Raw genomic sequence first — 18,175 nt, forward strand, 5'->3', positions numbered from 1 at the left:
GCTGCGGGATCGATCCGGGTGCAGCGCCTACGGTTTGCTGCGCTGCACCTCCTCTCGCTGTGTTTGGCTGCGCCAAACGGTCGCTGCGCTCCCACGCCCGGATCAATCCCTCCACTCAGCCTTCCGACGTCGCCTTACAGATCAAAAGCCGCAGCCGAGCTAACGCTCATCCTGTTGAGTGGTGAGGAGCAACAGCGTGCTCGGCTTCGGATTGGTGGTGGATTCGCCCCTCACCCCAGCCCTCTCCCGGAGGGAGAGGGGGCCGATTTATGTGCTTTTCAAAGCCTGAGTTCGACGCGGTATCGCACGTCGGCGTACCTCCCCCAAACACCTCAATCAGTCCCCTCTCCCTCCGGGAGAGGGCTAGGGTGAGGGGCTCTTGATCTGGCTTTTGATTTGGCTTTGGCTTTGGCTCTTGATTTTTTGCCCCATCGGCAGGCCGAGCGTAGGTGTTCATCCGGGGGTTAGGCGCGCAGCGCCGTGCGGCGTAGCCGCATACATCGAGAGGAGGTGCAGCGAAGCAAACCGTAGGCGATGCCCCCGGATGGACACCGTAGCGAGGGAACACTGAGCCTCAGCGAAGTGCCGTACGCCAGGGGCAAAGCCTTTTGGTTCCTTTTTGGCGTTTGAAAAAGGGACTCGCTGTAAGAGCGAAACCGCCAGCGGCACCACCCGCAGCAACGGATATGCCCCCAATCCCAAACCCCAATCCCCAATCCCCAAATCCCAAATCCCGGACAAACAAAAACGGCCCCTATATAAATAGAGGCCGTTCCCGGTACAACTTAAGACTTCATCGCAAGACAAATCTTATTTACGGTCTTCCAGCTTGGAAATATCACGCGACTCGTAACCAGTGTACAGCTGACGCGGACGGCCAATCTTGTACGGGCTGGAGAGCATTTCTTTCCAGTGCGAAATCCAGCCAACAGTACGTGCCAGCGCGAAAATCACCGTAAACATGCTGGTCGGAATGCCGATCGCCTTGAGGATAATCCCCGAGTAGAAATCGACGTTCGGGTACAGCGAGCGTTCGATGAAGTACGGGTCAGTCAGCGCGATCTCTTCCAGGCGCATCGCCAGTTCGAGTTGCGGATCGTTGTTGATGCCCAGTTCCTTCAGTACTTCGTCGCAGGTCTGCTTCATCACAGTCGCGCGAGGGTCGCGGTTTTTATAAACGCGGTGACCGAAGCCCATCAGTTTGAACGGATCGTTCTTGTCCTTGGCCTTGGCGATGAACTTGTCGATGTTCGACACATCGCCAATCTCGTCAAGCATGGTCAACACGGCTTCGTTCGCACCGCCGTGGGCAGGGCCCCACAGGGCGGCGATACCGGCGGCGATACAGGCAAACGGGTTGGCACCCGAAGAACCGGCCAGACGCACGGTGGAGGTCGAAGCGTTCTGCTCGTGGTCGGCGTGGAGGATGAAGATCCGGTCCATGGCCTTGGCGAGCACCGGGCTGATCGGTTTGATCTCGCACGGGGTGTTGAACATCATGTGCAGGAAGTTTTCCGCGTACGTCAGGTCGTTGCGCGGGTACATCATGGGTTGGCCCATGGAGTACTTGTAAACCATCGCTGCCAGGGTCGGCATCTTGGCAACCAGACGGATCGCGGAGATTTCGCGATGCTGCGGGTTATTGATGTCGAGGGAGTCGTGGTAGAAGGCCGAGAGGGCGCCGACTACACCGCACATGACGGCCATCGGGTGGGCGTCGCGACGGAAACCGTTGAAGAAGGTTTTCAGCTGCTCGTGAACCATGGTGTGGTTTTTCACGGTGCTGACGAACTGGGCCTTCTGTTCTGCAGTCGGCAATTCGCCGTTGAGCAGCAGGTAGCAGGTTTCCAGGTAGTCCGACTTTTCAGCCAGCTGTTCGATCGGGTAGCCGCGGTGCAACAGAATGCCGTTGTCGCCGTCGATATAGGTGATCTTCGACTCGCACGAGGCGGTCGACATGAAGCCTGGGTCGAAAGTGAAGCGGCCCGTGGCCGTCAGGCCCCGAACATCGATTACATCGGGACCAACGGTGCCGGTTAAAATGGGCAGCTCGACGGGGGCTGCGCCCTCGATGATCAACTGCGCTTTTTTGTCAGCCATGTGGCCTCCTATTTATGCTTGAACCATCAGACAGACCCCCCACGCAGGGCCCGCACCACTATAGTGAGATAAATTCGAATGTCAATTTGCCTAAAGTCTTGCTCCAGAAGGCTTTAAGCGCACTTTTTCCTCGAAATTGACTGCCATTTACGCCTTTTATGCAACTTGTGCAATCAGCTATTGGGGGTAGGTGATTGCGTTGTCATTAGTAGCCTAACTGTCTATACTCGGCCACCGACCGCCAAGGGCTTTTGGGCTTGCTTTCATTGGGGGTCGCATCCCTGGGTGGTGGTTACCTGACCAGTGCACTCCCCAACAACTTTGCCCTGATTGTTAGGGGCTCTTCAGTGTGAAAAAAAAGCCGTGAAAAGCCAACGACCTGTAAACCTAGACCTAAGGACCATCAAACTCCCAGTCACTGCTTACACGTCCATTCTTCACCGTATCTCCGGTGTCATCCTCTTCGTGTGCCTTGCCATCATGCTTTATGCATTGGACAAGTCGCTGAGCTCCGAGGAAGGCTTCGGTCAGGTGAAAGCGTGTCTGACCAGTCCGCTAGCCAAGCTAGTGATTTGGGGCATCCTGTCCGCTCTGCTGTATCACCTGGTAGCCGGTGTGCGCCATTTGATCATGGACATGGGCATCGGTGAGACGCTGGAAGGCGGCAAACTGGGCTCGAAAATCGTTATCGCCGTTTCCGTGGTGGTAATCGTTCTGGCAGGAGTTTGGATATGGTAACTAACGTCACGAACCTGTCGCGTTCGGGCCTCTATGACTGGATGGCGCAACGTGTGTCTGCGGTCGTTCTCGCGGCTTACTTCATCTTTCTGATCGGATACGTCGTGGCCCACCCTGGCCTCGAGTATGCCCAGTGGCATGAACTGTTCGCCCACAACGGGATGCGTATTTTCAGCCTCCTGGCCCTTGTTGCTCTCGGCGCTCACGCCTGGGTCGGCATGTGGACCATCGCGACTGACTACCTGACGCCAATGGCGTTCGGCAAGTCCGCAACGGCGATACGTTTCCTTTTCCAGGCAGTATGCGGCGTTGCGATGTTCGCTTACTTCGTCTGGGGTGTGCAGATTCTCTGGGGTATCTGAGTCATGGCTAACATTCCAACGATTTCTTTCGACGCCATCATTATTGGTGGTGGCGGTGCCGGCATGCGCGCTGCGCTGCAACTGGCACAGGGCGGTCACAAGACTGCCGTGATCACCAAGGTTTTTCCGACCCGCTCGCACACTGTATCCGCCCAGGGCGGTATCACGTGCGCAATCGCGTCCGCTGACCCGAACGATGACTGGCGCTGGCACATGTACGATACCGTCAAGGGTTCCGACTACATCGGTGACCAGGACGCTATCGAATACATGTGTCAGGAAGGCCCGGCTGCTGTTTATGAGCTGGACCACATGGGCATGCCGTTCTCGCGTACCGAACAGGGCCGTATCTACCAGCGTCCGTTCGGTGGTCAGTCCAAGGACTACGGCAAAGGCGGGCAGGCTGCCCGTACGTGCGCCGCTTCCGACCGTACCGGTCACGCACTGCTGCACACCCTTTATCAGGGCAACCTGAAAGCCGGGACCACGTTCCTGAACGAGTACTACGCTGTCGACCTGGTGAAAAACCAGGAAGGCGACTTCGTCGGTGTGATCGCAATCTGCATCGAAACCGGCGAAACCACCTACATCCGCGCCAAGGCCACTGTATTGGCTACCGGCGGTGCAGGTCGTATCTACGCGTCCACCACCAACGCCCTGATCAACACCGGTGACGGCGTCGGCATGGCTCTGCGTGCTGGCGTGCCGGTACAAGACATCGAAATGTGGCAGTTCCACCCGACCGGCATCGCCGGCGCCGGTGTACTGGTTACAGAAGGTTGCCGTGGTGAAGGTGGTTACCTGATCAACAAGCACGGCGAGCGTTTCATGGAGCGTTATGCTCCGAACGCCAAAGACCTTGCCGGTCGTGACGTGGTTGCTCGCTCGATGGTTAAAGAAATCATCGCTGGCAACGGTTGCGGTCCGAATGGCGACCACGTACTGCTCAAGCTCGATCACCTGGGCGAGGAAGTACTGCACAGCCGTCTGCCAGGTATCTGCGAACTGTCGAAGACTTTCGCACACGTTGACCCGGTTGTTGCGCCGGTTCCGGTTGTTCCGACTTGCCACTATATGATGGGCGGCGTTGCCACCAACATTCATGGCCAGGCGATCACCCAGGACGCTGAAGGCGTCGACAAGATCATCCCTGGTCTGTTCGCTGTGGGCGAAGTGGCTTGCGTATCGGTGCACGGTGCCAACCGTCTGGGCGGCAACTCGCTGCTCGACCTGGTGGTATTCGGCCGCGCTGCCGGCCTGCACCTGGAAAAAGCGCTGACCGACGGCATCGAATACGACGACGCTACCGAAGCCGACATCGAAGCTGCCCTGTCGCGTCTGAACGCGCTGAACAGCCGTACTGATGGCGAAGACGTGGCAACCCTGCGTCGCGAGCTGCAGAACTGCATGCAGAACTACTTCGGTGTATTCCGTACCGGCGAATACATGCAGAAAGGTATCGCTCAGCTTGCTGACCTGCGTACCCGCATCGCCAACGTGAAGATCAACGATAAGTCGCAGGCGTTCAACACTGCCCGTATCGAAGCGCTGGAACTGCAAAACCTGCTGGAAGTGGCTGAAGCTACCGCCATCGCCGCTGAAGTCCGCAAAGAGTCGCGCGGTGCTCACGCCCGTGAAGACTTCGAAGACCGTGACGACGAAAACTGGCTCTGCCACACCCTGTACTTCCCGGGTGACAAGCGCGTCACCAAGCGTGCCGTGAACTTCTCGCCGAAGACTGTTCCGACTTTTGAACCTAAGATTCGGACTTATTAAGGGTGGCCGCCATGTTGCAAGTCAGCGTTTATCGTTACAACCCTGATCAGGACGCCGCGCCGTTCATGCAGGAATTCCAGGTCGATACCGGTGGTAAAGACCTGATGGTGCTGGACGTACTGGCCCTGATCAAAGAGCAGGACGAGGGTTTCTCCTATCGTCGCTCTTGCCGTGAAGGCGTCTGCGGTTCCGACGGCATGAACATCAACGGCAAGAACGGTCTGGCGTGCATCACGCCGCTGTCTGCGGTTGTAAAAGGTAACAAGTTGATCGTTCGTCCACTGCCAGGTTTGCCGGTTATCCGTGACCTGGTCGTCGATATGAGCATCTTCTACAAGCAATACGAGAAGGTGAAGCCTTACCTGCAGAACGACACGCCGGCTCCGGCCATCGAGCGTCTGCAGTCGCCAGAAGAGCGTGAAAAGCTCGACGGTCTGTACGAGTGCATCCTGTGCGCTTGCTGCTCGACTTCGTGCCCGTCCTTCTGGTGGAACCCGGACAAGTTCCTGGGTCCAGCTGCGCTGCTGCAAGCCTACCGCTTCCTGGCAGATAGCCGTGACACCAAGACATCCGAGCGTCTGGCTTCGCTCGATGACCCGTTCAGTGTTTTCCGCTGCAGGGGCATCATGAACTGCGTCAACGTATGTCCGAAAGGCCTGAACCCGACTAAGGCCATCGGTCACATCCGTAACATGCTGCTTTCGAGCGGCGTGTGATTCAGATGTTGTAACCGCTGTACCGTAGAGGCTGTGGCGCGGGCTTCAACCCGCGTCATGGCTATAACCAGAGCAGTAGCCACAAGCTGCAGCTCTTATTTTGAAGAAATGAGACAAGCAGGGGCATCCGGGCTGGTACCCGGACTATCAGTGTGATCCTAAGTGGCTTGTTTTAGTCGCTGCATTCGGACTTCTGCAAGTTTGCTCGGTGTCGACATCGATGGTGTTCCCCTAACCGAGGGTGACCAAGCATGCAAGAAAGCGTGATGCAGCGCATGTGGAACAGCGCCTACCTTTCAGGTGGAAACGCTGCCTATGTGGAAGAGCTTTATGAGCTCTACCTGCACGACCCTAACGCTGTGCCAGAAGAGTGGCGCACCTACTTTCAGAAGTTGCCTGCCGACGGCAACTCTGCCACTGATGTTTCGCACTCGACAATTCGCGATCATTTCGTGCTGCTGGCAAAGAACCAGCGCCGCGCCCAACCGGTTTCCGCCGGCAGCGTGAGCAGTGAGCACGAGAAGAAGCAAGTTGAAGTGCTGCGATTGATCCAGGCCTACCGTATGCGTGGCCACCAGGCAGCCCAGCTTGACCCGCTGGGGCTGTGGCAGCGTCCTGCACCTGCAGACCTGTCGATCAATCATTACGGCTTGACCAATGCCGATCTTGATACGACCTTCCGTGCCGGCGACCTGTTCATCGGCAAAGAGGAAGCGAGCCTACGCGAAATTCACGAAGCGTTGCAGCAGACATATTGCCGCACCATCGGCGCTGAGTTTACGCACATCACCGATTCCGAGCAGCGCCAGTGGTTCCAGCAGCGTCTGGAAAGCGTGCGTGGTCGTCCGACGTACTCCGCCGACATCAAGAGCCACCTGCTTGAACGCGTGACTGCCGGTGAAGGCCTGGAAAAATACCTGGGCACCAAATACCCGGGCACCAAGCGTTTCGGTCTGGAAGGCGGCGAAAGCCTGATTCCGATGCTCGACGAACTGATCCAGCGTTCCGGTTCCTACGGCACCAAGGAAGTCGTCATCGGCATGGCCCACCGTGGCCGTCTGAACGTGCTGGTCAACACCTTCGGCAAGAACCCGCGCGAGCTGTTCGACGAGTTCGAAGGCAAGAAGAAGGTCGAGCTGGGTTCCGGTGACGTTAAATATCACCAGGGCTTCTCGTCCAACGTGATGACCGCCGGCGGTGAAGTTCACCTGGCCATGGCGTTCAACCCGTCCCACCTGGAAATCGTTTCCCCGGTGGTAGAAGGTTCGGTGCGCGCCCGTCAGGATCGTCGTAACGACCCGACCGGTGAGAAGGTTCTGCCGATCTCCATCCACGGTGACGCTGCATTCGCAGGTCAGGGCGTGGTCATGGAAACCTTCCAGATGTCGCAGACCCGCGGTTTCAAGACCGGCGGTACCGTGCACATCGTGATCAACAACCAGGTCGGTTTCACCATCAGCAACCCGCTGGACTCGCGTTCCACCGAGTACGCCACCGACGTTGCGAAGATGATCCAGGCGCCGATCCTCCATGTGAATGGTGATGATCCGGAAGCCGTGCTGTTCGTGACTCAGATGGCTATCGATTACCGCATGCAGTTCAAGCGTGACGTGGTGATCGACCTGGTCTGCTACCGTCGTCGCGGCCACAACGAGGCCGACGAGCCAAGCGGCACCCAGCCTCTGATGTATCAGCAGATCACCAAACAGCGCACCACTCGTGAGCTGTACGCTGATCGTCTGACCCAGGGCGGTGTACTGGACGCAGAGCGTGTTCAGGCGAAAGTCGACGAATACCGCAACGCGCTGGACAACGGTCTGCACGTCGTGAAATCGCTGGTCAAAGAGCCGAACAAAGAGCTGTTCGTGGACTGGCGTCCGTATCTGGGCCACGCCTGGACTGCGCGTCACGACACTCGCTTTGATCTGAAGACCCTGCAAGAGCTGTCCGCCAAGCTGCTGGAAATTCCGGAAGGCTTCGTGGTTCAGCGTCAGGTCGCGAAGATCTACGAAGACCGTCAGAAGATGCAAGCCGGCGGCCTGCCGATCAACTGGGGTTACGCCGAAACCATGGCGTACGCGACCCTGGCGTTCGAAGGTCACCCGATTCGCATGACCGGTCAGGACATCGGCCGCGGTACGTTCTCGCACCGTCACGCTGTGCTGCACAACCAGAAAGATGCGGGCACCTACATTCCGTTGCAGCACCTGTACGACGGTCAGCCACGCTTTGACCTGTACGACTCGTTCCTGTCGGAAGAAGCGGTACTGGCGTTCGAATACGGTTACTCGACCACCACGCCGGATGCGCTGGTGATCTGGGAAGCCCAGTTCGGCGACTTCGCCAACGGTGCACAGGTTGTAATCGACCAGTTCATCACCAGCGGCGAGCACAAGTGGGGCCGTCTCTGCGGTCTGACCATGTTGCTGCCACACGGTTACGAAGGTCAGGGCCCTGAGCACAGCTCGGCACGTCTTGAGCGTTACCTGCAACTGTGCGCCGAGCACAATATTCAGGTTGCCGTCCCGACCACGCCAGCACAGATTTACCACTTGCTGCGTCGTCAGGTGATTCGTCCGCTGCGCAAACCGCTGATCGTGCTGACACCGAAGTCGTTGCTGCGCCACAAACTGGCCATCTCGACCCTGGAAGATCTGGCCGAAGGTTCGTTCCAGACCGTGATCCCGGAAATCGATGCACTGGACCCGAAAAAGGTCGAGCGCGTTGTTCTGTGTAGCGGCAAGGTCTACTACGACCTGCTGGAAAAACGCCGTGCCGAAGGCCGTGAAGATATCGCCATCGTGCGTATCGAGCAGCTGTACCCATTCCCTGAGGACGACTTGAAAGAAGTCCTGGCTCCGTACACCAACGTCAAAAATGCCGTTTGGTGTCAGGAAGAGCCGATGAACCAGGGCGCCTGGTACTGCAGCCAGCACCACTTGCGTCGCAGCATCGGTAACCTCGACAAGTCTCTCGTACTTGAGTACGCGGGCCGTGAGGCTTCTGCTGCCCCAGCTTGTGGTTACGCATCGATGCACGCCGAGCAGCAGGAAAAACTCCTGCAAGCCGCGTTTACCATTTAATGCCTTCGCGCACCTGAAACCGAATTTAAGGAACTACAGATAATGGCTATCGAGATCAAAGCCCCCACTTTCCCGGAATCGGTTGCCGATGGCACCGTTGCCACCTGGCACAAACAACCGGGCGACGCCGTCAAGCGTGACGACCTGATCGTCGACATCGAAACTGACAAAGTCGTACTGGAAGTTCTGGCTACCGCCGACGGCGTGCTGGGCGCAATCGTCAAGAACGAAGGCGACACCGTTCTGTCCGACGAAGTGCTGGGCTCCATCGAAGCGGGCGGCGCTGCTGCCGCTGCTCCAGCCGCCGCTGCTGCTCCGGCCGCAGCCGCTGCACCAGCTGCTGCCGAAGGCGAAGACGATCCTGTTGCTGCTCCAGCCGCGCGCAAGCTGGCTGAAGAAAACGGCATCAACATCGCCTCCGTTGCCGGCACCGGCAAAGGTGGTCGCGTAACCAAGGAAGACGTGGTTGCAGCGGTTGCTGCCAAGAAAGCCGCTCCGGCTGCCGCGCCTGCCAAGGCTGCTGCTCCTTCGGCTGCCGCTCCTGTGTTCGCCGCTGGCGACCGCATCGAGAAGCGCGTACCGATGACCCGCGTTCGCGCCACCGTGGCCAAGCGTCTGGTTGAAGCTCAGTCGAACATGGCGATGCTGACCACGTTCAACGAAGTTGACATGACCGAAGTCATGGCTCTGCGTTCGAAGTACAAGGACCTGTTCGAGAAGTCCCACAACGGCGTACGCCTGGGCTTCATGTCGTTCTTCGTGAAAGCCGCTACCGAAGCGCTGAAACGCTTCCCGGCGGTCAACGCGTCGATCGACGGCGCTGACATCGTTTACCACGGTTATGCGGACATCGGCGTTGCCGTTTCCAGCGACCGTGGCCTGGTGGTTCCGGTTCTGCGTAACGCCGAACTGATGAGCCTGGCTGAAATCGAAGGCGGCATTGCAACATTCGGCAAAAAAGCCCGTGACGGCAAACTGTCGATGGACGAGATGACCGGTGGTACCTTCACCATCACCAACGGTGGTACCTTCGGTTCGATGATGTCGACCCCGATCGTCAACCCGCCGCAGGCAGCGATTCTGGGCATGCACAACATCATCCAGCGTCCTATGGCCATCAACGGTCAGGTCGTTATCCGTCCGATGATGTACCTGGCACTGTCCTACGATCACCGTCTGATCGATGGCAAAGAAGCTGTGACCTTCCTGGTGACCATCAAGAACCTGCTGGAAGATCCGGCGCGTCTGTTGCTGGATATCTGATAGAAGCAGTCGCGGGCTTCAAGTTTCAAGCTGCAGGAAAGGGCAGCTTGGCTTGGAGCGCGCGGCTTGAAGCTTTTCGCTAAAGAGGATTTTTTGAATGTCGCAGAAATTTGACGTAGTAGTGATCGGTGCTGGCCCTGGTGGCTACGTGGCAGCCATCAAGGCCGCGCAGCTGGGTCTGACCACTGCCTGCATCGAGAAGTACACCGACGCAGAAGGCAAGCAAGCCCTGGGCGGCACCTGCCTGAACGTGGGCTGCATTCCTTCCAAGGCGCTGCTCGACAGTTCCTGGAAATACAAGGAAGCGAAAGAAAGCTTCAACGTTCACGGTATCTCGACCGGTGAAGTCAAGATGGACGTCGCTGCGATGGTTGGCCGCAAGGCTGGCATCGTCAAGAACCTGACCGGCGGCGTTGCCACCCTGTTCAAGGCCAACGGCGTTACTTCGATCCAGGGTCACGGCAAACTGCTGGCTGGCAAGAAAGTCGAAGTCACCAAGCCAGACGGCTCGGTTGAAGTCATCGAAGCGGAAAACGTCATCCTGGCTCCAGGTTCGCGTCCGATCGACATTCCACCGGCTCCGGTCGATCAGAACGTCATCGTCGATTCGACTGGCGCTCTGGAATTCCAGACCGTACCTAAGCGTCTGGGCGTGATCGGCGCTGGCGTGATCGGCCTGGAACTGGGTTCGGTGTGGTCGCGTCTGGGTTCTGAAGTGGTTGTCCTCGAAGCTCTGGACACCTTCCTGATGGCAGCGGACACCGCTGTTTCCAAGGAAGCGCTGAAAACCCTGACCAAACAAGGTCTGGACATCAAACTGGGCGCTCGCGTAACCGGCTCGAAAGTCAACGGCGACGAAGTCGTTGTTAACTACACCGACGCCAACGGCGAACAGACCATCACTTTCGACAAGCTGATCGTAGCCGTTGGTCGCCGTCCGGTGACCACTGATCTGCTGGCTTCCGACAGCGGCGTGACCCTCGACGAGCGCGGTTTCGTGCACGTTGACGATCACTGCGCGACCACCGTACCGGGCGTTTTCGCCATCGGTGACGTAGTTCGCGGCATGATGCTGGCTCACAAAGCTTCGGAAGAAGGCATCATGGTTGTCGAGCGCATCAAGGGCCACAAAGCCCAGATGAACTATGACCTGATCCCTTCGGTTATTTATACTCACCCGGAAATCGCGTGGGTTGGCAAAACCGAGCAGGCCTTGAAAGCTGAAGGCGTTGAAGTTAACGTCGGCACCTTCCCGTTCGCCGCTTCCGGCCGTGCCATGGCCGCCAACGATACCGGTGGTTTCGTCAAGGTCATCGCTGATGCCAAGACTGACCGCGTATTGGGCGTTCACGTGATTGGTCCGAGCGCTGCAGAACTGGTTCAGCAGGGCGCGATCGGTATGGAATTCGGCACCAGCGCTGAAGACCTGGGCATGATGGTTTTCTCCCATCCGACCCTGTCTGAAGCCTTGCACGAAGCTGCTCTGGCTGTGAATGGCGGCGCCATCCACATTGCCAACCGCAAAAAGCGTTAACAGACAATAAGAAACCACGGCGGTAACGGCCCGTCGTGAGCCTTGCGAGCAAGTCTCACCGCGGAATGTCCGCTGGACGCAGTCTTGCGTAGCTCAGCTACGCAAGCAGCAGTCACAGGTGGCGCGGCACTCAAACGAGCGCAGCGCCGAATGCGCAGTACCTAACGAAGACGGTAAAAAGCATGAATCTTCACGAGTATCAGGGTAAGCAGCTGTTCGCTGAATACGGCCTGCCAGTTTCCACTGGTTACGCAGTAGACACCCCGGAAGCAGCAGCAGAAGCTTGCGACAAAATCGGCGGCAGTGAGTGGGTTGTCAAAGCCCAGGTCCACGCTGGTGGTCGCGGTAAAGCGGGCGGCGTCAAGCTGGTTCGCAGCAAAGAAGACGCCAAAGCCTTCGCACAGCAGTGGCTGGGCAAGCGTCTGGTGACTTACCAGACTGACGCCAATGGCCAGCCAGTCACCAAGATCCTGGTTGAATCGTGCACTGATATCGCTAAAGAGCTGTACCTGGGCGCTGTCGTTGACCGTTCGAGCCGTCGCATCGTGTTCATGGCTTCCACCGAAGGTGGCGTGGACATCGAGAAAATCGCTCACGACACTCCAGAAAAAATTCTCAAGGCCACTATCGATCCACTGGTTGGCGCTCAGCCATTCCAGGGTCGCGAGCTGGCATTCCAGCTGGGTCTGGAAGGCAAGCAGGTTGCTCAGTTCGCCAAGATCTTCGTAGGTCTGGCCAAGCTGTTCAAGGATCACGACCTGGCTCTGCTGGAAGTGAACCCGCTGGTGATCAAGGCTGACGGCGATCTGCACTGCCTGGACGCCAAGATCAACATCGACGCCAACGCCATGTACCGTCAGCCTAAGCTGAAGACTTTCCACGATCCGTCGCAAGACGATCCGCGCGAAGCGCACGCTGCCAAGTTCGAACTGAACTATGTAGCACTGGAAGGCAACATCGGCTGCATGGTCAACGGTGCTGGCCTGGCCATGGGTACCATGGACATCGTCAACCTGCATGGCGGCAAGCCAGCCAACTTCCTCGACGTAGGTGGTGGCGCTACCAAAGAACGCGTAACTGAAGCGTTCAAGATCATCCTGTCCGACACCAACGTCGCTGCAGTACTGGTCAACATCTTCGGCGGCATCGTTCGCTGCGACATGATTGCCGAAGGCATCATCGGCGCTGTGAAAGAAGTCGGCGTGAAAATCCCGGTTGTTGTTCGCCTTGAAGGCAACAACGCTGAGCTGGGCGCTAAAGTACTGGCAGAAAGCGGTTTGAACATCATCGCTGCTACCAGCCTGACCGACGCTGCTCAACAAGTTGTCAAAGCTGCGGAGGGCAAATAATGAGCGTCCTGATCAATAAAGACACCAAAGTTATCTGCCAGGGTATTACCGGTTCGCAAGGTAGTTTCCACACCCAGCAAGCCATCGAATACGGCACCAAGATGGTTGGCGGCGTAACTCCTGGCAAAGGCGGCACCGAGCACCTGGGTCTGCCAGTGTTCAACACCGTTAAAGACGCAGTAGCGGCCACTGGCGCTACCGCCTCCGTGATCTACGTTCCGGCTCCTTTCTGCAAGGATTCGATCCTGGAAGCGGCATTCGGCGGCATCAAGCTGATCGTCTGCATCACCGAAGGCATTCCTACCCTGGACATGCTGGATGCCAAAGTAGTTTGCGACGATCTGGGCATTGTCCTGATCGGCCCTAACTGCCCAGGCGTGATCACCCCAGGCGAATGCAAGATCGGCATCATGCCAGGTCACATTCACTTGCCAGGCAAGGTCGGTATCGTTTCGCGTTCCGGCACCCTGACCTACGAAGCTGTCAAGCAGACTACTGACGCCGGTTTCGGTCAGTCGACTTGCGTCGGCATCGGTGGTGACCCGATCCCGGGTTCGAACTTCATCGACATCCTGAAGCTGTTCCAGGAAGACCCGAAGACCGAAGCGATCGTGATGATCGGTGAGATCGGCGGTTCGGCTGAAGAAGAAGCGGCTGCCTACATCAAGGCACACGTGACCAAGCCGGTTGTGTCCTACATCGCTGGTGTGACTGCTCCTCCGGGCAAGCGCATGGGCCATGCTGGCGCAATCATCTCTGGCGGCAAAGGCACTGCAGACGAGAAATTCGCTGCACTGCAAGACGCAGGCGTAAAAACCGTGCGTTCGCTGGCAGACATCGGCAAGGCCCTGGCCGAGCTGACTGGTTGGGCTGTCAAGTAAGCCTCGCGCTTAGCTGACGCTTTACCCAACAAAGGCCACCTTCGGGTGGCCTTTGTCGTTTCTGGCATTCGCTGATTTATAGGCTTGCCCCCAATTACATGCAAAAACGCGACACGGAAACGTCGCGTATCGGATAGTTCGCCCTCTAACAGTGCGTTTGTAAGACAAATTCGTTAGGCTAGCAGCCATTTTTGCGTCTGCCGCCCACAAGGCATGCAACGCGCTTTAAGGGTCAGTCCCATACGGATCGACAGCATTTCCCTAATTACACAGGGCAATCCCCCTCTAAATTCCGATTCAGTAGTGTGGTATTACCTTAATGAAAGTTTTGAAAGGTCAGGACATCCTGGCACTTGGCTTTATGACATTTGCCCTGTTCGTTGGGGCTGGCAACATCATCTTCCCACCGATCGTGGGCTTGCAGGCCGGACCTCATGTCTGGATGGCCGCGCTGGGCTTCCTGATCACCGCGGTGGGTCTGCCGGTGATCACCGTCGTTGCACTGGCCAAGGTCGGTGGGGCGATGGATGCGCTGAGCAGCCCGATCGGTAAAGTTGCCGGGGGCATTCTCGCGGCTGCCTGCTATCTTGCCGTCGGCCCGCTGTTCGCCACCCCGCGTACTGCGACCGTGTCCTTCGAAGTAGGTTTGGCGCCGCTGACCGGCGAAAGCCCCCTGGCGCTGTTCCTCTACAGCTCGGTGTACTTCCTGCTGGTGTTCTTCATCTCGCTCTACCCAGGGCGTTTGCTGGATACCGTCGGCCGTTTCCTCGCGCCGTTGAAGATCATCGCGCTGGCGGTGCTCGGCATTGCTGCATTCGCCTTGCCGGCGGGTGACATCGGCCACGGCACGCCAGAGTACGTAGCGGCGCCGTTCTCCCAAGGCTTCATCAATGGTTACCTGACCATGGATACCCTCGGTGCACTGGTGTTCGGTATTGTCATCGTCAACGCCATCCGCTCGCGTGGCGTCGAGTCGCCGAAGCTGATCACCCGTTACGCGATCATTGCCGGCCTGATCGCCGGTGTCGGTCTGGCGCTGGTATATGTCAGCCTGTTCCGCCTCGGTTCCGGCAGCCACGAAGTGGCCGTTGGCGCGACCAATGGCGCGGCGGTACTGCACGCTTACGTACAGCACACCTTCGGTTCGCTGGGCAGCGGTTTTCTCGCCGTGTTGATCTCGCTGGCCTGCCTGGTCACGGCGGTCGGTCTGACCTGCGCCTGTGCCGAGTATTTCAGTCGTGTCCTGCCGCTGTCGTACAAAACGCTGGTGATCATCCTGGCGGCGTTCTCGCTGCTGGTGTCCAACCTTGGCCTGACCAAGCTGATCGCGTTCTCGATTCCGGTACTGACTGCGATTTACCCGCCCTGCATCGTGCTGGTGGCGCTGAGCTTCTGCAAAGACTTCTGGCATGAACATGGGCGCATCCTCGGCCCGGTGATGCTGGTGTCTTTCCTGTTCGGTATGATCGATGCCTTGAAGGGCGCCGGTCTGGCCGGCTGGATGCCAACCGAACTGGCGCACCTGCCGCTGAGCGAGCAGGGCCTGGCGTGGCTGGTGCCATGTGTGATGACCCTGGTGGTTGCAGTCGTTTGCGATCGCCTGTTGGGCAAACGCAGCGAAGCCGTTGCCTGACGTTGCCTGACCCGCCAAAAGCGGGTCTTCAACGCTTAAACAGAAATGCCCCGTATCAATCGATACGGGGCATTTTTTATGCGCGTCAGGCAGTGTCTTTTTCCCTGAACCAACGTCGAAGGCCTACAGGTACAGCATTTATATTCACAAGGAATTGCATGTCGTTCATCCAAGCCAATTTGATCCACCTGCTCGCCGCGCTCTGGTTTGTCATCTGTTGGGGCGGTTACACCCGTTATGCCTCGTGGAAGGGCCGTGATACCGCGTGCCTGGCCAGCGTGCTGCATCTGTACCGCGAAGACTGGATGCGTCGCATGTTGCTGCGCGACAACCGCATTGCCGACGCCAGCGTGATCGGCAATCTGGAGCGCAACGCCTCGTTCTTCGCCTCCAGCACCCTGATCATCCTCGCTGGCATTCTCACTGTGCTCGGCGCATCGGAGCGGGCGGTGTCGTTGCTGGCAGACATCCCGATGGTGCAACAAGCGTCGCAGGGTATGTCGGAGATCAAGCTACTTTGTCTGGCGATGGTGTTCGTCTATGCGTTCTTCACCTTCAGCTGGTGCATGCGCCAATACAACTTCGCGGCGGTGCTGGTCGGTTCGGCGCCGATGATCGGTGAGCGACACGTCTCCGAACAGGAGCGCAAGGCGTTCGCTGCGCGGGCGGCGCGGGTGATTTCGATGGCCGCCAACCAGTTCAACTTCGGTTTGCGCTCCTATTACTTCGGCATGACCATGCTGGCGTGGTTCGTCAGCCCGTGGCTGTTCATGTTGATGAGCGCCGGCGTGGTATTGGTCTTGTACCGCCGCGAGTTTCATTCCGACGTTCTCGATGTCATGGTCTATACCCCTACAGAAGCCCCCATTCCCGAGACAAACAAAGAGGTCGCTTGATGAGTATTCCGTTCTGGTGTGTGTTTATCAGTGCACTGTTGATTTACATCGCGCGCATGCCGGTGGGCAAGGCGATGAAAGAGCAGGGCGGTTACAACAATCACCTGCCGCGCCAGCAACAGGCGCAACTGACCGGGTATGGCGCGAGGGCGCTGGCGGCGCATCAGAACAGTATCGAAGCGTTCATATTGTTCGCCGTGGGCGTGCTGATGGCGCACACCACGCAAACAGCGGGCTGGTTGATCGATACATTGGCGATCATTTTCGTGATCGCGCGAATTCTCTACTTGTGGCTCTACCTGGCCGATCTGCCCAAGCTGCGCAGCCTGGTTTGGCTAGTTGGATTAGTGTGTTCGCTGTTGCTGATGATTAGTCCGACTTTTAGAACTGTCTTGCTCTAAGTCCATTCCGCCGCTAAATGACAGGCAAAAGAAAACCCGCACTTGGCGGGTTTTCTTTTTCAGCAGCAAAAAGCGAATTATTGCTTCTTGGCGGCTTCGTCTTGTGCGGCAGCGTTCGATTCAGCCTGAGCTTTGGCAGCTTCGGCGTTTTCTTTCGCGGCGTCGTTCACTTTATCCTGAGCTTTGTTCATGTCTTGCTGAGCTTGTTCAGCATGTTGGTTGGCATCTTGAGCTTTGTCCTCGGATTTTTTATCGCAGGCAGCGAGACCGAGGGAAGCGGTCAACATCAAGGCAATAGCAAAAGTCTTACGCATGGGGTGTTTCTCCTTATGGAAAATAACTACTGGCCTTAAGAGCTAGGCGCGATGAGTTAAGTTCCTCATTTCTTTCAGATATATAAGTTTGTTTCGTAGCGGAACTTTTGCGCTATTCCTTACTACTGGCAACAGGCTATAACGAGAGTAATTATCAAATGGCCGAAAACCCCGTTTTTGAGCGCGCGACGCGCTTTCTATCAGCGCTGCGCCACTGTCAGGTCCTTGGTTTAACGGTGCACAGCGCCTCCAGCGAAGGGCTCACCGTGATCCTTCCCTATAGTCAGAAAATCGTTGGTAACCCGCAGACCGGCGTCATCCACGGTGGTGCAATTACTTCGCTGATGGACACGGCCTGCGGGATGTCGACCCTGTGCGTATTGCCGGAATTCGAAGTGTGTCCGACCCTTGATCTGCGCATCGACTACATGCACGCCGCAGAGCCAGACAAAGACGTATATGGCTTTGCTCAGTGCTATCGGGTTACCACAGACGTGATCTTCGCCCGCGGTTTTGCTTATCAGGACGATCCCGCGCAGCCGATCGCCCATGTGGTCGGGACGTTCATGCGCATGGGCAAAGGCCTTAAAGGTACCAAAGGTTTTGGCGGCGCCATCAAAGGAGAAGGCCAATGAGTGATGACCTGAAGCAGCAGCTGTTGGCGGCTCACGCGCAGGGCGATTATGCGCCGCTGTTGCAGTTGATCCCCTACGCCGGGCTGATCGGCATCGAGTGCTCGCGCGTCGGCGATGAACTGTTGTTCAAGCTGCCGGCGAACAAGGACAACATTGGTAACCCTTTATTGCCGGCGATCCACGGCGGGGTGATTGCCGGGTTCATGGAGCTGGCAGCGGCCCTGCATCTGTTGATCTTCACCGGTGCACCGGGGGTGCCGAAGATTATCGACTTCTCCCTCGATTACCTGCGCGCCGGGCAGTTCCGCGATACCTGGGCCAAATGCCAGGTCTGTCGCCAGGGCCGGCGCGTCGCCAACGTCGCGGTCACAGCCTGGCAAAGTACCGAAAGCGAACCGATTGCCACCGCGCGTGCACACTTCAAAATCGATGAGCCCTTGAAATCCTGAACAGCGCCCCAAACTCACATGACAACCCGCCGCCGACCATTTGGG

At 57.7% G+C, this 18,175-nt stretch carries 16 protein-coding genes; 14 read left to right on the forward strand and 2 right to left on the reverse strand.

The window, feature by feature from the left end; genetic code table 11:
- Window positions 1-810 precede the first annotated feature (810 nt).
- Window positions 811-2,100 carry a citrate synthase gene (gltA, locus tag WA225_RS21215; protein ID WP_007919904.1) on the reverse strand — a complete coding sequence of 430 codons (1,290 nt, stop codon included), beginning with the start codon at window positions 2,098-2,100 and terminating at the stop codon, window positions 811-813.
- Window positions 2,101-2,463: 363 nt separating this feature from the next.
- Here gltA and sdhC point away from each other — a divergent pair, with 363 nt between their 5' ends.
- The 12 genes from sdhC to WA225_RS21275 all read left to right on the forward strand — a co-directional run bounded on the left by sdhC (window position 2,464) and on the right by WA225_RS21275 (window position 16,732).
- Window positions 2,464-2,838: a succinate dehydrogenase, cytochrome b556 subunit gene (gene sdhC / locus WA225_RS21220; RefSeq protein ID WP_016773673.1), complete on the forward strand. Its 375-nt coding sequence runs from the start codon at window positions 2,464-2,466 to the stop codon at window positions 2,836-2,838.
- Entirely contained in the window at window positions 2,832-3,200 is a 369-nt protein-coding gene (gene sdhD / locus WA225_RS21225; protein WP_003222999.1) for a succinate dehydrogenase, hydrophobic membrane anchor protein, read from the forward strand. Before sdhC ends, sdhD begins: the two co-directional genes overlap by 7 nt.
- Window positions 3,201-3,203: 3 nt before the next feature.
- Entirely contained in the window at window positions 3,204-4,976 is a 1,773-nt protein-coding gene (gene sdhA, locus WA225_RS21230) for a succinate dehydrogenase flavoprotein subunit (protein WP_008077944.1), read from the forward strand.
- Window positions 4,977-4,987: 11 nt separating this feature from the next.
- The gene (locus WA225_RS21235) at window positions 4,988-5,692 is read left to right on the forward strand and encodes a succinate dehydrogenase iron-sulfur subunit (RefSeq protein ID WP_003223007.1); all 705 of its coding nucleotides are present in this window, start codon (window positions 4,988-4,990) and stop codon (window positions 5,690-5,692) included.
- A 251-nt stretch (window positions 5,693-5,943) separates the two neighbouring features.
- Window positions 5,944-8,775, forward strand: coding sequence for a 2-oxoglutarate dehydrogenase E1 component (locus WA225_RS21240; protein ID WP_422609462.1), 2,832 nt, complete (start codon window positions 5,944-5,946; stop codon window positions 8,773-8,775).
- Window positions 8,776-8,817: 42 nt separating this feature from the next.
- Complete coding sequence (odhB, locus tag WA225_RS21245; protein WP_053118490.1) at window positions 8,818-10,038, forward strand: 2-oxoglutarate dehydrogenase complex dihydrolipoyllysine-residue succinyltransferase; 1,221 nt, start codon at window positions 8,818-8,820, stop codon at window positions 10,036-10,038.
- 97 nt (window positions 10,039-10,135) lie between these two features.
- Entirely contained in the window at window positions 10,136-11,572 is a 1,437-nt protein-coding gene (gene lpdA, locus WA225_RS21250; protein ID WP_053118492.1) for a dihydrolipoyl dehydrogenase, read from the forward strand.
- A 182-nt stretch (window positions 11,573-11,754) separates the two neighbouring features.
- The gene (gene sucC / locus WA225_RS21255; RefSeq protein ID WP_007919879.1) at window positions 11,755-12,921 is read left to right on the forward strand and encodes an ADP-forming succinate--CoA ligase subunit beta; all 1,167 of its coding nucleotides are present in this window, start codon (window positions 11,755-11,757) and stop codon (window positions 12,919-12,921) included.
- Window positions 12,921-13,802, forward strand: coding sequence for a succinate--CoA ligase subunit alpha (gene sucD, locus WA225_RS21260; protein WP_158830677.1), 882 nt, complete (start codon window positions 12,921-12,923; stop codon window positions 13,800-13,802). Before sucC ends, sucD begins: the two co-directional genes overlap by 1 nt.
- Window positions 13,803-14,121: 319 nt before the next feature.
- Complete coding sequence (brnQ, locus tag WA225_RS21265; protein WP_422609463.1) at window positions 14,122-15,435, forward strand: branched-chain amino acid transport system II carrier protein; 1,314 nt, start codon at window positions 14,122-14,124, stop codon at window positions 15,433-15,435.
- Between the two features lie 158 nt (window positions 15,436-15,593).
- The gene (locus WA225_RS21270) at window positions 15,594-16,331 is read left to right on the forward strand and encodes a DUF599 domain-containing protein (RefSeq protein ID WP_422609464.1); all 738 of its coding nucleotides are present in this window, start codon (window positions 15,594-15,596) and stop codon (window positions 16,329-16,331) included.
- Complete coding sequence (locus WA225_RS21275) at window positions 16,331-16,732, forward strand: MAPEG family protein (protein WP_422609465.1); 402 nt, start codon at window positions 16,331-16,333, stop codon at window positions 16,730-16,732. Before WA225_RS21270 ends, WA225_RS21275 begins: the two co-directional genes overlap by 1 nt.
- A 77-nt stretch (window positions 16,733-16,809) precedes the next feature.
- On the opposite strand, the gene WA225_RS21280 is transcribed toward WA225_RS21275, so the two are convergent.
- Window positions 16,810-17,046, reverse strand: a complete 237-nt coding sequence (locus WA225_RS21280) for a hypothetical protein (RefSeq protein ID WP_053118505.1) — start codon at window positions 17,044-17,046, stop codon at window positions 16,810-16,812.
- 158 nt (window positions 17,047-17,204) lie between these two features.
- On the opposite strand from WA225_RS21280, the gene WA225_RS21285 reads away from it, so the two are divergent.
- Window positions 17,205-17,681 carry a PaaI family thioesterase gene (locus WA225_RS21285; RefSeq protein WP_422609466.1) on the forward strand — a complete coding sequence of 159 codons (477 nt, stop codon included), beginning with the start codon at window positions 17,205-17,207 and terminating at the stop codon, window positions 17,679-17,681.
- Window positions 17,678-18,130, forward strand: coding sequence for a PaaI family thioesterase (locus tag WA225_RS21290; RefSeq protein WP_422609467.1), 453 nt, complete (start codon window positions 17,678-17,680; stop codon window positions 18,128-18,130). Before WA225_RS21285 ends, WA225_RS21290 begins: the two co-directional genes overlap by 4 nt.
- The last annotated feature ends 45 nt before the right edge of the window (window positions 18,131-18,175 follow it).

This window comes from Pseudomonas sp. (assembly GCF_049300855.1).
In the GTDB taxonomy this organism is placed as follows: Bacteria; Pseudomonadota; Gammaproteobacteria; order Pseudomonadales; family Pseudomonadaceae; genus Aquipseudomonas.

Coding starts and splice junctions, on each gene's coding strand:
- gltA (WP_007919904.1), bottom strand. CDS start 2,100: ATGGCTGACAAAAAAGCGCAGTTGATCATCGAGGGCGCAGCCCCCGTC.
- sdhD (WP_003222999.1), top strand. CDS start 2,832: ATGGTAACTAACGTCACGAACCTGTCGCGTTCGGGCCTCTATGACTGG.
- sdhA (WP_008077944.1), top strand. CDS start 3,204: ATGGCTAACATTCCAACGATTTCTTTCGACGCCATCATTATTGGTGGT.
- WA225_RS21235 (WP_003223007.1), top strand. CDS start 4,988: ATGTTGCAAGTCAGCGTTTATCGTTACAACCCTGATCAGGACGCCGCG.
- WA225_RS21240 (WP_422609462.1), top strand. CDS start 5,944: ATGCAAGAAAGCGTGATGCAGCGCATGTGGAACAGCGCCTACCTTTCA.
- odhB (WP_053118490.1), top strand. CDS start 8,818: ATGGCTATCGAGATCAAAGCCCCCACTTTCCCGGAATCGGTTGCCGAT.
- lpdA (WP_053118492.1), top strand. CDS start 10,136: ATGTCGCAGAAATTTGACGTAGTAGTGATCGGTGCTGGCCCTGGTGGC.
- sucC (WP_007919879.1), top strand. CDS start 11,755: ATGAATCTTCACGAGTATCAGGGTAAGCAGCTGTTCGCTGAATACGGC.
- sucD (WP_158830677.1), top strand. CDS start 12,921: ATGAGCGTCCTGATCAATAAAGACACCAAAGTTATCTGCCAGGGTATT.
- brnQ (WP_422609463.1), top strand. CDS start 14,122: ATGAAAGTTTTGAAAGGTCAGGACATCCTGGCACTTGGCTTTATGACA.
- WA225_RS21270 (WP_422609464.1), top strand. CDS start 15,594: ATGTCGTTCATCCAAGCCAATTTGATCCACCTGCTCGCCGCGCTCTGG.
- WA225_RS21275 (WP_422609465.1), top strand. CDS start 16,331: ATGAGTATTCCGTTCTGGTGTGTGTTTATCAGTGCACTGTTGATTTAC.
- WA225_RS21280 (WP_053118505.1), bottom strand. CDS start 17,046: ATGCGTAAGACTTTTGCTATTGCCTTGATGTTGACCGCTTCCCTCGGT.
- WA225_RS21285 (WP_422609466.1), top strand. CDS start 17,205: ATGGCCGAAAACCCCGTTTTTGAGCGCGCGACGCGCTTTCTATCAGCG.
- WA225_RS21290 (WP_422609467.1), top strand. CDS start 17,678: ATGAGTGATGACCTGAAGCAGCAGCTGTTGGCGGCTCACGCGCAGGGC.